This window comes from Aestuariicoccus sp. MJ-SS9 (assembly GCF_032586235.1).
Taxonomy (GTDB): Bacteria; Pseudomonadota; Alphaproteobacteria; order Rhodobacterales; family Rhodobacteraceae; genus Aestuariicoccus.
The window spans coordinates 93,348-106,830 of the sequence record NZ_JAWHTD010000012.1 but is presented as its reverse complement, the minus strand read 5'-3'; the positions used below and the strand labels follow the sequence as shown (position 1 = coordinate 106,830).

The 13,483-nt window shown below is 66.6% G+C and carries 15 protein-coding genes; 7 read left to right on the top strand and 8 right to left on the bottom strand.

Annotation, left to right across the window (positions count from 1 at the left end; translation table 11 throughout):
- Window positions 1–131: 131 nt before the first annotated feature.
- Entirely contained in the window at window positions 132–566 is a 435-nt protein-coding gene (locus RXV88_RS10915; protein ID WP_316292760.1) for a c-type cytochrome, read from the bottom strand.
- Window positions 567–721: 155 nt separating this feature from the next.
- On the opposite strand from RXV88_RS10915, the gene RXV88_RS10910 reads away from it, so the two are divergent.
- From RXV88_RS10910 to RXV88_RS10900, 3 genes are all read left to right on the top strand, one after another.
- Window positions 722–1,372: an NYN domain-containing protein gene (locus RXV88_RS10910; RefSeq protein ID WP_316292758.1), complete on the top strand. Its 651-nt coding sequence runs from the start codon at window positions 722–724 to the stop codon at window positions 1,370–1,372.
- 68 nt (window positions 1,373–1,440) lie between these two features.
- Window positions 1,441–2,313, top strand: a complete 873-nt coding sequence (locus tag RXV88_RS10905; protein ID WP_316292757.1) for a TIGR01459 family HAD-type hydrolase — start codon at window positions 1,441–1,443, stop codon at window positions 2,311–2,313.
- A 210-nt stretch (window positions 2,314–2,523) separates the two neighbouring features.
- Window positions 2,524–2,967 carry a MaoC family dehydratase gene (locus tag RXV88_RS10900; RefSeq protein ID WP_316292762.1) on the top strand — a complete coding sequence of 148 codons (444 nt, stop codon included), beginning with the start codon at window positions 2,524–2,526 and terminating at the stop codon, window positions 2,965–2,967.
- 85 nt (window positions 2,968–3,052) lie between these two features.
- Here RXV88_RS10900 and RXV88_RS10895 read toward each other — a convergent pair whose 3' ends face one another.
- Window positions 3,053–4,180 carry an alkane 1-monooxygenase gene (locus tag RXV88_RS10895; RefSeq protein WP_316292755.1) on the bottom strand — a complete coding sequence of 376 codons (1,128 nt, stop codon included), beginning with the start codon at window positions 4,178–4,180 and terminating at the stop codon, window positions 3,053–3,055.
- 65 nt (window positions 4,181–4,245) lie between these two features.
- Entirely contained in the window at window positions 4,246–5,292 is a 1,047-nt protein-coding gene (gene mutY, locus RXV88_RS10890) for an A/G-specific adenine glycosylase (protein WP_316292753.1), read from the bottom strand.
- A 91-nt stretch (window positions 5,293–5,383) separates the two neighbouring features.
- Between mutY and RXV88_RS10885 the strand changes: the two genes are divergently transcribed.
- The 3 genes from RXV88_RS10885 to RXV88_RS10875 are packed head-to-tail and all read left to right on the top strand — an operon-like array spanning window position 5,384 to window position 7,715.
- Window positions 5,384–5,896: a DUF721 domain-containing protein gene (locus RXV88_RS10885; RefSeq protein ID WP_316292751.1), complete on the top strand. Its 513-nt coding sequence runs from the start codon at window positions 5,384–5,386 to the stop codon at window positions 5,894–5,896.
- Window positions 5,897–5,928: 32 nt separating this feature from the next.
- The gene (locus RXV88_RS10880; RefSeq protein ID WP_316292749.1) at window positions 5,929–6,588 is read left to right on the top strand and encodes a DsbA family protein; all 660 of its coding nucleotides are present in this window, start codon (window positions 5,929–5,931) and stop codon (window positions 6,586–6,588) included.
- Window positions 6,588–7,715 carry a CaiB/BaiF CoA-transferase family protein gene (locus RXV88_RS10875; RefSeq protein WP_316292747.1) on the top strand — a complete coding sequence of 376 codons (1,128 nt, stop codon included), beginning with the start codon at window positions 6,588–6,590 and terminating at the stop codon, window positions 7,713–7,715. The genes RXV88_RS10880 and RXV88_RS10875 overlap by 1 nt, the downstream gene beginning before the upstream one ends.
- A 144-nt stretch (window positions 7,716–7,859) precedes the next feature.
- Here the strand turns inward: RXV88_RS10875 and RXV88_RS10870 are convergent, their stop codons facing one another.
- The 5 genes from RXV88_RS10870 to RXV88_RS10850 form a co-directional block, all read right to left on the bottom strand.
- A complete protein-coding gene (locus RXV88_RS10870) occupies window positions 7,860–8,990 on the bottom strand; it encodes a saccharopine dehydrogenase family protein (RefSeq protein WP_316292746.1) in 1,131 nt (376 codons plus the stop codon).
- A complete protein-coding gene (locus RXV88_RS10865) occupies window positions 8,987–10,048 on the bottom strand; it encodes a saccharopine dehydrogenase (RefSeq protein ID WP_316292744.1) in 1,062 nt (353 codons plus the stop codon). Before RXV88_RS10865 ends, RXV88_RS10870 begins: the two co-directional genes overlap by 4 nt.
- A gap of 130 nt (window positions 10,049–10,178) precedes the next feature.
- Complete coding sequence (locus RXV88_RS10860) at window positions 10,179–10,838, bottom strand: histidine phosphatase family protein (protein ID WP_316292742.1); 660 nt, start codon at window positions 10,836–10,838, stop codon at window positions 10,179–10,181.
- Window positions 10,839–10,862: 24 nt separating this feature from the next.
- Window positions 10,863–11,690: an alpha/beta hydrolase gene (locus RXV88_RS10855; protein WP_316292740.1), complete on the bottom strand. Its 828-nt coding sequence runs from the start codon at window positions 11,688–11,690 to the stop codon at window positions 10,863–10,865.
- Complete coding sequence (locus RXV88_RS10850) at window positions 11,691–12,290, bottom strand: 2-hydroxychromene-2-carboxylate isomerase (protein ID WP_316292738.1); 600 nt, start codon at window positions 12,288–12,290, stop codon at window positions 11,691–11,693.
- A gap of 95 nt (window positions 12,291–12,385) precedes the next feature.
- On the opposite strand from RXV88_RS10850, the gene RXV88_RS10845 reads away from it, so the two are divergent.
- Window positions 12,386–13,396 carry a ribose-phosphate pyrophosphokinase gene (locus tag RXV88_RS10845; protein WP_316292736.1) on the top strand — a complete coding sequence of 337 codons (1,011 nt, stop codon included), beginning with the start codon at window positions 12,386–12,388 and terminating at the stop codon, window positions 13,394–13,396.
- The last annotated feature ends 87 nt before the right edge of the window (window positions 13,397–13,483 follow it).

The window sequence follows — 13,483 nt, the reverse complement described above, 5'->3', positions numbered from 1 at the left end:
TCTCTTCCCGCCAAACGAGTGCAGAAACCTCTTCAAGGCTGCCGGATATGTTGCAGATTAAATGGACGACGCTCTAGAAACGGGATGCGGCAGCTTTGTCCGGCCCGTTCATTTTCGCCGAAATGCCGCGCTTACTCTTCCTGGATCGACGCCAGGAATTCGATCAGCGCGAGGATGCGGATGTTGGCGTAGGCCGCGCGGTCGGCCGCGCCGGGGAAGAAATCCGGATCGCCCTCGGCCCGCATCCGGAAGGTCCGGCCCCAGGCCGGCATGTCGCGCGACCCATGCGCGCCGATCTCGTTGTCGCCGGAAATCGTCTCGTAGACTGTCGAGACTGGAAAGACCCCGCCGTTGTTCTTGCTGAGCATTGTCAGGTCGGAGGGGCGCTGCATCAGATGTTCGAGCATCGGACCGTCGCCCTTGCCGCCCGCGCCGTGGCAGGTGGCGCAGCTGTTGTCGTATTCGAACTTGCCCAGATCCTGCGGCATGCTTTGGGCCTGCGCGGCAAAACCGAAAAAGGTCAGGGCCACAGCCCCCGCGACACCGGCTGAAATCGTGAATCTCATGTCACACCCCCCATCTTGCTGAAATGCCCTCCAGCCTAGCGGCGCGGCCGGCGGCCTGGTTGACATATATCAACCGGAGGCGCGCGGCGTTGACAGGCTCAAGGGAATGGGGATGACTGGCGCGCGTGGGCGCCCTTTGACGAGTGAGAGACATCATGAGCCAGACATCCGTGCGGACCGGGGAAAGAACGCTCGCGCTGCTGGTGGATGGCGAGAACATTCCCGTGGCGCTGGCAGGGCGCATCATCAGTGGGGCGGTCAAGCACGGGCGCATCACGATCCAGCGTGTCTACGGCAATGCCACGCGCCTGGGCGCCTGGCGCGACGCGCCGGGCTTTCGTCCGGTGGACAGCGGGGCGGGGCGGAACGCGGCGGATGTGCTTCTGGCCATCGATGCCGTCCATATCAGCCACAGCCGGGCGGTCGACACCTTCGTGCTGGCCTCGAGCGATGGCGATTTCGGCCACCTGGCCTATCATCTGCGCGAACGCGGGTTTGACGTGTTGGGCATCGGCGAGGACAAGGCGCCCGAGCGGTTCCGCAAGGCCTGCAGCCGGTTCGTCGAGATCGCGAGGCCGGTGTCGGATAACCTCAAGCCGATAGATCGCAGGATCCACGACCTGATCCGCGCCAGCGAGGATGGCAGCAGCCTGCGCATCGGCGTTCTGGGCCAGCAGATGGGCAAGGCGGGCTTCAAGATCAGCGAGATGGAGCACCGCAACTGGCGCCGCTACCTCGAAAGCCGCCACGACCTTTATCGCTGCGACGACAAGGGGCCCGAGGCGCGGGTGCATCTGCTGTCCTAACGTCTGGTGTCCGCCGTCCCCGCCTGCCATATGTCCCACGACCCCGCGTGCAGGACAGGAGCAGCCCCATGACCCGGATCATCGAAACCCTGGCCGACATATCCGACATCTACGACGCGGCTTTCGTCGATCTCTGGGGCTGCGTGCACAACGGGGTCAAGGCGTTCCCCTCGGCGGTGGACGCGCTGCGCGGATACCGCGCGCGCGGCGGCAAGGTGGTGCTGGTGACCAACGCGCCAAGGTCGCGCCACGAGGTGGCCAAGCAGCTTGATCGGTTCGAAGTGCCGACGGATTGCTGGGACAGCATCGCCACCAGCGGCGACTCCGCGCGCGCCGCGATGTTCCGCGGCGCGGTCGGGCGCAAGGTCTGGTTCATGGGGCAAAAGCACGATCTGCCGTTCTTCGAGCCGCTCCATCTGATCGAGGATCCGGTCGAGGTGGAGCAGGTCCCGCTGGAAGAGGCCGAAGGTATCGTCTGCTGCGGCCCCTTCGATCCCCATGCGGACCCGGATGTGAACCGGCCGCAGTTTCTCTATGCCAAGCAGAAAGGCATGAAACTGCTCTGCGCCAACCCCGACATCGTGGTGGATCGGGGCGAGCGGCGGGAATGGTGCGCCGGGGCGCTGGCGCGGCTTTACACCGAGATGGGGGGCGAGAGCCTCTATTTCGGCAAGCCGCATCCGCCGATCTACGATCTGGCGCGGCGGCGGCTGGCGGAGCTGGGGCATGACGTGCCCAACGACCGGATTTTGGCCATCGGCGACGGGGTGGTGACCGACATCCGGGGCGCGATGGGCGAGGATATCGATTCGCTCTTCATCTCGGGCGGGCTGGCGGCGGAGGAGACCGCGACGCGCGAGCAGCCCGAGCCGAAGGCGCTGGAGGCTTATCTGCGCCGCGAAGAGGTCGCCCCGACCTACAGCATCGGCTTCCTGCGCTGACAGGGCTTTTGCCGTCAAAGCGTTGAGTCTCGGCCTCCGGGTCGCGTCGCCCCCGCCCGCGCGCGGCTGGACGTGTGGTGCTTTGATGCAGCACGATCTGCGATTTGACGCGAATTCCCTTGATTTTCTGCGACTGCGAAGTAATAAAATTACTTGAAACCCCAGTTGATGGGTATATTTGTTGCGATCCGGATGATCATGGAGGCGAAGATGTTCGACAACCTGCCCCGCGGGACGATCTGCATCGAGGATATCGAGATGGGGATGACGCGGTACCTGCGCAAAGAGGTGACCGACCGCGATATCGAGCTCTTTGCCGAGGTGTCCACCGACCGCAACCCGGTGCATCTGGACGACGACTACGCCCGTGACACGATCTTTGCGGGACGCATCGCGCATGGGATGCTGACGGCGGGGCTGATCTCGGCGGTGATCGGCGAACAGCTGCCGGGGCACGGGACGGTCTACATGGGCCAGACGCTGAAGTTTCTGGCGCCGGTGCGGCCCGGGGACATGGTCTATGCCGAGGTGAAGGTCATCGAGATCGACCACGCCAAGCGCCGGGTGACGCTGGAGTGCCATTGTTCGGTCGATGGCAAGAAGGTGCTGATCGGCGAGGCCAAGGTGCTGGCCCCCTCGCGCAAGTTCGACTGACGGGCACGGTGCGCAGTGAATGCGCACCCTACACCACAGCGCGACGCCCGTAGGGTGCGCATTTATTGCGCACCGCTTCCCGGGCCTAACGGGGCAGGGGGAGGTCGGCGTGGTTGTAGTGGGTCCAATCCGTGATCTCGGGATAATATGTCTCGCGCCAGCGCCGCACGCGGGGGTTCATCACTCGCCGCCACAGCGGCGGCAGCATCGCAGCCATGGTCATGACCGGATAGCCGTAGGGCAGTTGCGGCGCATCCGCCTCGGTGTGGTTCTGCAAAAGCGGGAAGCGCCGGTCGGGCTTGTAATGGTGGTCCGAATGCCGTTGCAGATTGATCAGCAGCCAGTTCGAGGCCTTGTGCGCCGCGTTCCAAGAATGCCGGGGCATCACGTGTTCGTACCTTCCGTCCCCCAGATGTTTCCGCGTCAGCCCGTAATGCTCGACGTAATTCACCAGCTCCAGCTGCCAGACGGCCACGCCTGCCTGAACCGCAAAAAGCAAGATCCCGCCCCAGCCCGCCAGCGCAAAGGCCAGCGCCAGCATCGCCGCCTGCAGGGCCCAGTACCGCCAGAACGGATTGTTTGGGTGATGCCAGGGCAGCCCCTTGCGCGCCAGCATCGCCCGTTCGGCGCGGAAGGCCGACACCAGGCTTTCGCGCAGGACGCGGGGATAGAAGCGGTGGAACCCCTCGTTATACCGCGCCGTCACCGGATCGCGCGGCGTGCCCACGTAGCGGTGATGCACCAGCAGGTGTTCCGACCTGAAATGCGAATAAAGCACCATCGCCAGCAGCAGATCGCCCAGTGTCCGCTCCAGCCGGTTCTTCTGGTGCATCAGCTCGTGCGCATAGTTGATGCCGATGGTCCCGGTCATCACGCCGACCCCGAAGAAGACGCCGAATGTCTCCCATCCGTTCAGATGCGTGGCCTGGCCCACGTACCAGATCAGACCAAAGAGGCTGAGGAATTGCAGCGGCACCCAGACCTGCGTGACCAGCTTGTACCAGAAGAGGTGCTCCTCCCCGGTCTCGGGATCCACATTGTCGAGGTTCACCCCAAGCGCCGCGTCGAGCGCTGAAAAGAGATACCATGTCGCCACGATCGGCAACAGCACCCACCAGCCGCCCTGCGCCGCGCCGAACCACACCAGCGGCACCAGCCCCAGCGACATCCAGAACGGCAGTGCCGTGCTCAGGCGGCCGATGCTTTTGTCCATGTTTCTGCTCCGGGTCTTTTGGATGCCAGATTAGCCTCTGCCGCGTAGTCTGGCCAAGCCTGACGTCACGCGCCTTGTGCCAGATCAAAGGCCTTGCGCATCACCGTTGGCAGATCGGATGGGCGAAAGTCGGGCAATTCGATGAAATCGCCGCGATCCGGCCTGCGGTCCATGGGCACCAGCGCGGTCTTGACGGTCAGGCGCAGGTGGAAATGTGTGAAGGTGTGGCGCGCCTCTTCGCCAAGCGTCTTCCATTCGGCGCGGATGGGCGGGCTGTCCTTGGGGTCGTCGCCCCAGTCAGACCCGGGCCAGCCCAGCATCCCGCCCAAGAGCCCCTTGTCCGGACGGCGCTCCAGCAGCCAGGCGCCATCCACGCGCCGTACCAGATAGGCGATGCCCAGCCGCGTCGGCTTGCGCTTCTTGGGCAGCTTCTTGGGCAGTTCGGCCGCCGTGCCGTTGGCCCAGGCCGCGCAGGAGCCGCGCCAGGGGCAGAGCCCGCAGGCCGGGTTGCGCGGGGTGCAGATCGTGGCGCCCAGATCCATCACCGCCTGGGCATAACAGCCCGGCCGTGCTTCGGGCGTCAGCGCCGCGGCCATGTCGGTCAGGCGCGGCTTGGCGGTGGGCAGGGGCGTGTGGTGGTCATGCAGCCGCGCCATCACCCGTTCGACATTGCCGTCCACCACAACCTCGGGCCGGTCGAAGGCGATGGCGGCGATCGCCGCCGCCGTGTAGGGGCCGACGCCGGGCAGCGTCAGCAGGGTCGCGTGATCGGCGGGAAAGCTGCCGCCATGCTCGGCGGTCACCACGCGGGCGCATTTCAGCAGGTTGCGCGCCCTGGCGTAGTACCCAAGACCGGCCCATGCGGCCATGACGTCGGCATCTTCGGCGGCCGCCAGATCAGTGACGCGGGGCCAGAGCGTGGTGAATTTCTCGAAATAGGATTTCACCGCCGCCACGGTGGTCTGTTGCAGCATGATTTCGGACAGCCAGACACGGTAGGGGTCGGGCCGTTCGCCCCGGGCCCGCGCAGCGGGGCCCACGCGCCAGGGCATGGCGCGGGCGTGGCGGTCGTACCACTCCAGCAGAACGAGGGGGTCGGCGGGGTCACGCACGTCTGACAATCCTGTGACAAGCAAGGGTGAATTCAAGGCTGGCGCCGGGCGGCTGCGTCACTAGAATAGCGCCCGAACGACGGAGTCAATCATGGCCTACCGCCCCTCGACCACCAAGGGTTTCGCCCGCACCGCCAGCCTGTTGCAAGGCCGGATCCGGCGCGCCAGCGAATCGCGCGGCTTTGCGCAGGCGCGGCTCTTGACGCATTGGGCCGAGATCGCGGGCGCCGACATCGCCGCCATCGCGCGCCCGGTCGAGATCAGCTATGGCCGTGGCGGCATGGGCGCGACCCTGACGATCCTGACCACCGGCGCGCAGGCCCCGTTGCTCGAGATGCAGAAGGACGCGCTGCGCGAGCGGGTCAACGCCGTCTACGGCTACAACGCCGTCCAGCGCGTGCGCATCACCCAGACCGCCGCCACGGGCTTTGCCGAAGGCCGCGTCGCCTTTGACCACGCGCCTAAGGCCAAACCCGCAGACCCCGCCCCGGAAATCGTCGAGCGCGCCCGGCAGACCGCCGGCGATGTGCGCGACGATGGGCTGCGCGCGGCGCTTGAACGTCTGGCCACAAACGTCATATCCAAGGTCGAAGGCCGCAAATAGCCGGTCGCGGCGACATCAGAAGAGGCATTCATATGAAACGTATCGCAACCTCCGCACTTCTTGCCATCGGCCTGCTGGCCGGCGGCGGCTGGTGGATTTCCCAGCAGGCCGCGCCCAAGGGCGCCGAGATCGTGCTGCCCGGCGCCGCCAGCGCCCAGACCGCCGCCGATGTCGAGATCGTCGAGATGGTGCAGGGCAATGCCGACGCCGCCGTCGAAGTGATCGAATACGCCAGCTACACCTGCCCGCATTGCGCCAATTTCCACGCCAACACCTACAAGCAGCTGAAAGCCGACTATATCGACACCGGCAAGATCAAGTTTACCTACCGCGAGGTGTATTTCGACAAATACGGCATGTGGGCCTCGCTGATCGCGCGCTGCGAGCCGTCGAAATTCTTCGGCATCACCGATCTGGTCTACAAGGGCCAGCAGGACTGGGCCCGCGCCGGATCGGATGCCGCCATCGCAGGCGAGTTGCGCAAGATCGGCCTGCTGGCCGGGGTCGACAAGGACAAGCTGGAAAGCTGCCTCTCCGACGGGACCAAGCTGCGGGCGCTGGTCGAATGGTACCAGGCCAACGCCGAGGAACACGGCATCACCTCGACGCCCTCCTTCGTCATCAACGGCACCAAGTACAGCAACATGCCCTATGACGAGTTCAAATCCATCCTGGACGACGAACTCGGCTGATGACATCCGCTCCGAACGGGCCGCTCGAAGGCCTGAAGGTCATCGAACTGGCACGCATTCTGGCCGGCCCCTGGGCCGGTCAGACGCTTGCGGACCTGGGCGCCGAGGTGATCAAGGTCGAGGCCCCGCGCGGCGACGACACCCGCCAGTGGGGCCCGCCCTTCATCGACCGCGACGGCGACCGCTCGGCCGCCTATTTCCACTCCTGCAACCGGGGTAAGCGGTCGATCACCGTCGATCTCGCCTCGGCCGAGGGGCAAGAGACCATGCGCGGCCTGATCGCCGAGGCCGACATCCTGATCGAGAATTTCAAGGTCGGCGGGCTGGCGAAATACGGGCTGGACTACGCAAGCGCCGCTGCCGTCAATCCGGGCCTGATCTACTGCTCGATCACCGGGTTCGGCCAGGACGGCCCCTATGCCCACCGCGCGGGCTATGACTACATCATTCAGGGCATGTCCGGGCTGATGTCGATCACCGGCGATCCCGACGGCCAGCCGCAGCGCGCCGGCGTGGCGATCACCGATCTCTTCACCGGGCTTTACTCGGTCACCGGCATCCTTGCCGCGCTGCACCAGCGCGCCCGCACCGGCAAGGGCCAGCATATCGACATGGCGCTTCTGGATTGCGCGGTGTCGGCGACCGCGAACCAGGCGCTGAACTACCTCGCCACCGGCACGCCGCCGGGGCGGACGGGCAATTACCACCCCAACCTCACGCCCTACCAGGTCTTCGACTGCTCCGACGGCTTCATCATCATCGCCACCGGCAACGATGCGCAATACCAGCGCCTCTGCCGCCTGCTCGGTCTGGCCGACATGGCCGAGGCGCCGGAATTCCTGACCAACGCCGACCGTATCGCCAACCGCGAAGACATGACCCGCCGCCTGACCGAGGCGACCCTGCGCATGAACAAGGCCGATCTTCTGGCCGCCTGCGAGGCCGAAGGCGTCCCCGCTGGCCCGATCAACGACATGGCCGAGGTCATGGCCGACCCGCAGGTGCAGGCGCGCGGCATGCAGATCGCACCAGGCGGCATCCCCGGCATCCGCGCCCCGTTCCGGTTCTCGGACGCCGACCTCGTCACCGACCGCCCTTCACCGAAACTGGGCGAGCATGACAGCTGACGCACCCAAAGAGAGAGATGCCTCCGGCGGGGATATTTATGGATCGATGAAACGGGGGCGCGCGCCCTTGTTTTCACTGATCCAAAAATATCCCGGGGAGCGCGAGGGGCTGGCCTCTCGCTCCGACGGCGGTCTTAAGAACGCTCAGTCGGTGTGGTCAACCAGCATCAGATGCTGCGCCAGGGTGCCCACCTCGTCCATGAAGCGGCCCACCAGTTTGGGATCGGAGGGGGCGGCGCTGACACCCGGCGCGATTTCGCGCTGCAGGACCGCCTCGACGGCCAGCGACACCGGCACCGACACCAGCCGCGCCATGGCGGTGCCGCGCGCGTCGCCCCAGGCGTCCATCACCCAGGTCTTGTGCCAGACCGTCCGGCCGTCCCGTTCGACCATCAGCGACACGCAGAGCACCACGCGGTCCGCCTCGCCCTCGGCATAGGCGTTCTTGGCCAGCAGCTCATCGGCCAACTCGGCCAGCCGTTCGTCGGTCGCGGTGCCGGCTTCGGCGAAGATGTCCGCCCAGGCCTCGGCCCAGCCGTTGAGGCGCAAGGTGCCGCGGACGAAATCCTTGACCTTCCAACGCGGGTCGAAGCCGTAGTCGGCCATGAAGGGCAGCGAGTCGCGGTTGGGGTAGACCTCGAACGTCTCGGGGTCGGGCAGCGGCGCATCATAGCGCGACAGCGCGTCCCAGGGACGCTTCACCTCGAGCTCGGCAAAGTGCCGGATCGAGCGCGAGGGCGAGCGCAAAGCCTTCAACACGCCCACCGGCGCCCAGCTGAACTTGTAGCGGAAGGCGTTGGGCACCTTGGGCACGCCGCCGCAATAGCTGGTGAAGCTGACCACGTTTTCGGGGTCGTAGGCGGGCGAGGCGCGGTAGGCGCGGACCAGATCATGCGCCATCAGGTGGTCGATGCCAGGGTCGAGCCCGACCTCATTCACCAGGCAGACCCCGGCCATCTTGGCCTTGGTGTCGAGCGCCCGCATCTCGGGCGCTATATAGCTCGACGACACGAAATGCGCGCCTTTCTCGATGGCGAGCTCCGCCAGCACGACATGCCAGTCGCCCGGCAGCATCGACACGACCACGTCGCTTGGCCCCAGGGCGCCCTCCAGCGCTTCGGGCGAAAAGGCGCGGATGTCGTCGGTTAGATCGCCGACCGCGTCGCGGGCCTTGGCGATGGTACGGTTCCAGACGGTCACGGAATGGCCCGCTTGGATCAGCCGCCGCAGGCCGGGGATCGACGAGAGGCCCGTGCCGCACCAGTGGATCGTCATGTGGAAAGCTCCTGAATATGCGTGTCGAAATGGCCTCTGGCGCGGCCCCAGACGCCGCCCGCCAGATCGCCGAGGGTTTTCAGATGAGGCAAGAGCTGGTCCGCGAAATCCTCGGAGGATTCGCGCGGCAGCAGCGAGGGCAGGTTGTCGATCGCCATCACGTCGAGCGGCGGGTCGTCATGCACCCGCAGCGCCGGCGCGTCCCACGAGGTCGTCCGGTCATAGACCTTGATCGGGGAAAAGTCGCTGTCGGGGTCGCAGGCGATGTCACCGATCACCCGCAGACGCCGCTCGGCCGTTTTGGCCGAGGCGGGCACGAAGACCGGGGTGCCCGGGCGCGCGAGGATGCAGTTGAAGAAAAGCTCATGCGCCAGCACCTCGGGGAAGGGGCCGCCGTGGGCGGTTTCGGCCATGTCCCAGCCGGTGACCGGCACCCCCATCGCGCGGCAGAGGTCGCTTGCCCCGGTGCCCACACGCCCCAGAGCGCCGATGACCAGCGCCGTGGGGCGGCCGGAGTTAAGCGCGACGAGTTCGGATTGCAGGTCGGCCAGCAGGGCGGCGGCGTTGTCGTAGGACGACACCGGCCCGCAGATCCCGCCGCGCTGCTGCGCCGCCCAGCATTTCAGCGACACCGCGGCCCCGGCATAACCCGCCCAATAGCCAAAGGCGGCGACGCGGCGGCCGTCGGCGTCGGTCAGGTATTCAAGATCGTAGAGCGTGCCGCCCCCCGCCGCGAAGCGCCGCAACAGGCGCTGCCCGGCGGGCTGGCCTTTGTAGGCGTGGCCGAACATGATGTGGCGGTGGCGCAGCGGCAGGTCGCTTTCCGGCAGTTCCTTCAGGCCGAATACGATGGCGTCTTCGGGGGCTTCGGGCCAGCTGGCCTCGGGCGCGATCTCGGCGCCGGCGGCGCTGTAGCCCTCCAGCGGGATCACGCGCGCGGGACTTTCCTCGACCGTGACGCGAAAGCCCTGGGCGATCAGCGCCGCCACGCCTTCGGGCAGGATGCCGACGCGGTCCTCGTTCGGACGCTGTTCGGCGCGCACCCAGAGATGTGTCATGATCTGTCCCCCCGTGGTTTGGCGCAACGCTACCGCAGCCGGTGCCGGGCTTAAAGGGGCGATGGACGGCATGTCGCCGCGACCCGTCCCGTGGACATGCAGCGCCTTCCCCAACCCAATGCCGCCTGCGTCAGATATGCGTCTGCGCCAGCTGTCGCTCGACGGTTTCCAGATGCGGCACGGCGTTGAACTGGGTCAGCGCCAGCCCGGTCGGGAACGGCTGCCAGCGATGAACGGATGTGTTCATGATCGACAGGCAGACATGGCAGAGCGCCGGGATATCCAGCCCCATCGTCACCCGCATCGCCATCCCGATCAGCCCGCCCGAGGTCACCACCAGCGCGCGGCCCGCGCCGCCCGCGATGTCGTGCACCACCTCGCGCACACGCGCCTCGAATGCATCGAAGCTTTCGGTGACGCCCTCCAGCCGACCGTCGCGCCAATGGGTGAAGAGCTGCGGCAGATGCCTCACGAATTCCTCGCGGTCGGTCGGGATGGCGATGCCATGCTGCTCGGCCAGCGCCTGGCTCATGTTGAAGTATTCCAGCTCGTTCAGCCGTGGGTCGACGACCGTCTCGCCCGGCGTTTGCGCCGCAATGCCTTCGGCGGTTTCGCGGTGGCGGCGCAGCGTGCCGCAATAGACGCGGGCGAAGACCTCGCCGCTGTCGCGGAAATGCGCGCCCAGCCAGCGCGATTGCTGCCAGCCGAGATCGCTCAGCCGGTCGTAGCCGCCTTCGGTGCGGTTATGCGAATTGGCCTGCCCGTGGCGAACAAGCGTGACATGTGACATAAGACGCCCCCCTTTGCCCGCGCCTTACCCGCTTTGAGCGCCGGGGGAAAGCGCCCCGAGACGGGCCCGGATGGCGGCGGCGACGGCCTCGGGGTGGCTGAGCGGAAGCATATGCCCCGCCCCCGCGATCACCTCTTCGCGCGCGTCCGGAAGGCGGCGCGCGATCGCGGCCTGGACGGGGGCGATCACCGGCATCGTCCTGGCCCCGCGCAACAGCAACGTCGGCGCGCGCACCGCCTCGATCCGGCCTGGGGCCAGCAGGCCGGCGGTGTCTTCGTTGAGACAGTCCTGCGTGGCGGCGACCAGCGGGATCCGGCGGATGAACCCCTCGCTCTGGCGTTGCTGCAGCGCCTCCCAGTTGCGCCCGTCGCCCCAGTTGGCGGTAAAGCGCTCTGCCGCCGTCTCCCAGTCATGGGCCTTCATCGCCTCGACATAAGACGCGCTGCGCCTCATGTGGTCGGCATGCAGAGCCGGGTCCTCGTCCCTTGCAGCGGCAAAAAGCACCGGCTCGATCAGGGTCAGGCTGGCGACCTGGCCGGGATGCTCCTGCGCCAGCCGCAGCGCCACGGTGGCCCCGAAGCTGTGGCCTATCAGATGCGTGCCGGGCACAAGGAAGCTGGCGGCGACGGCGGTGACCAGATCGTGCATGTCGGTCTGCCCGTCCCAGTCGTCAGACCGCCCGTGCCCCGGCATGTCCGGCGCGACGATCCCAAGATCGGGCGTCAGCGCCTCGGCCAGCGCGCGGTAGGCTCCCGAATAGGCCAGCGCGCAATGCAGCAAAAGTGCGGGCGCGCGCCCCTCGCTCAGGCTCTGCCAGTGAACCGTCAGCCCGGCGCGGCTGTCACGCGGCATTCAGAGCGTGCCGGCCAGATGCAGATCGAGATCCTCCAGCTTGTCCTGACCCCAGAACCGCTGACCACTGTCGGTGATGTAGAAAGGCGCGCCGAAGACGCCGCGCTCGACCGCCTTTTCGAGATTGGCGGCATAGGTCTCGGCCCCGACCAGCAGACCCGAATCCGCCAGCGCCGGATCGAAGCCCGCCCGGGCCAGGCAGTCGCGGATCACCGCATCCTCAGCGATGTCCTTTTCCTCGGCCCAGCAGGCGCGCAGCACCCCGTGCACCAGCGCGCCCAGATCGCCGCCCCCGGCGTTCTGCGCGGCGATGATCGCATAGGCAGAGGGCGCGGCATTGGTGGGCCAATGGGCGGGCTTGAGGTTCAGCGGCATCCCGAGCTTTTTCGACTGGCGCTGCAGTTCCTGCGCGCGCAGCTCCATCCGGTTGGGGTGGCGATCCTTGGGATTGGTCCCGCCGGTGCGCGGGAAAAGCGCCATGATGTCGATCGGCTTGTAGGTGACGGTCGCGCCGTGTTTCGCCGCGATCTCCTCGAGCCGGGTCCCGGCGAGGTAGGTGAACGGCGAGATTGTTGCAAAAAAATAGTCGATATGGGGCATGGTGGTCTCCGCCGCTTGGCATGGGTTTGCGGCACGCTACCCCCATGCTAAGCGGTGCGCAACGTCACGAATCTGTCATCTGCCGGAGCTGCCCGATGCCCACTCTCATGGAACCCAAACTGATTGCGGGCAATGCCAACCGGCCGCTGGCGCAGGCCATCGCGCGGCGGATGTCGCTTTACCGGGGCATGTCGGTCGGCCTGGTGGATGCGCGGGTCGAGCGGTTCAACGATCAGGAAATCTTTGTCGAGGTGTTCGAGAACGTCCGCGGCGAGGACATGTTCATCCTGCAGTCGACGTCGAACCCGGCCAACGACAACCTGATGGAACTGCTGATCATGGCTGACGCGCTGCGCCGGTCCTCGGCGGCGCGCATCACCGCGGTGATCCCCTATTTCGGCTATGCACGGCAGGACCGGCGGACCAAGGCGCGCACGCCGATCACCGCCAAGCTGGTGGCCAACATGATCGCCGGGGCCGGGATCGAGCGGGTGCTGACGATGGATCTGCACGCGACGCAGATCCAGGGCTTCTTCGACATGCCGGTCGACAACCTCTATGCCTCGCCGGTCTTCGCGCTGGACATTCTCAAGCACTTCAAAGGCGGGCTCGAGGACGTCATGGTGGTGTCGCCGGACGTGGGCGGCGTGGCCCGCGCGCGCGAACTGGCCAAGCGGATCAACGCCCCGCTCAGCATCGTCGACAAGCGCCGCGAAAAGCCCGGCGAAGTGGCCGAGATGACCGTGATCGGCGACGTCACCGGCAAGAAATGCTTCATCGTGGACGACATCTGCGACACCGCCGGCACGCTCTGCAAGGCGGCCGAGGTGCTGATGGATCACGGCGCGACCGAGGTGCACAGCTATATCACCCACGGCGTCCTGTCGGGCCCCGCGGTCGAGCGCATCACAAATTCGGTGATGAAGTCGCTGGTGATCACCGACAGCATCGCCGCCACCGAGGCGGTCGCGGCCGCGCCCAACATCCGCGTCGTGCCGACCGCCCCGATGTTCGCCCAGGCGATCCTCAACATCTGGAACGGCACGTCGGTGTCGTCGCTCTTCGAGACCGAAACGCTCGGCCCGATCTACGAAGGCATCCTCTAGGGCCCCGGTGAAGCTCCCGTTCCGGTCCTAACCTCTCGAACCGGCCCCCTGCTTCTTCTTGGCAAAAATACTCCGGGGACCGGGGCA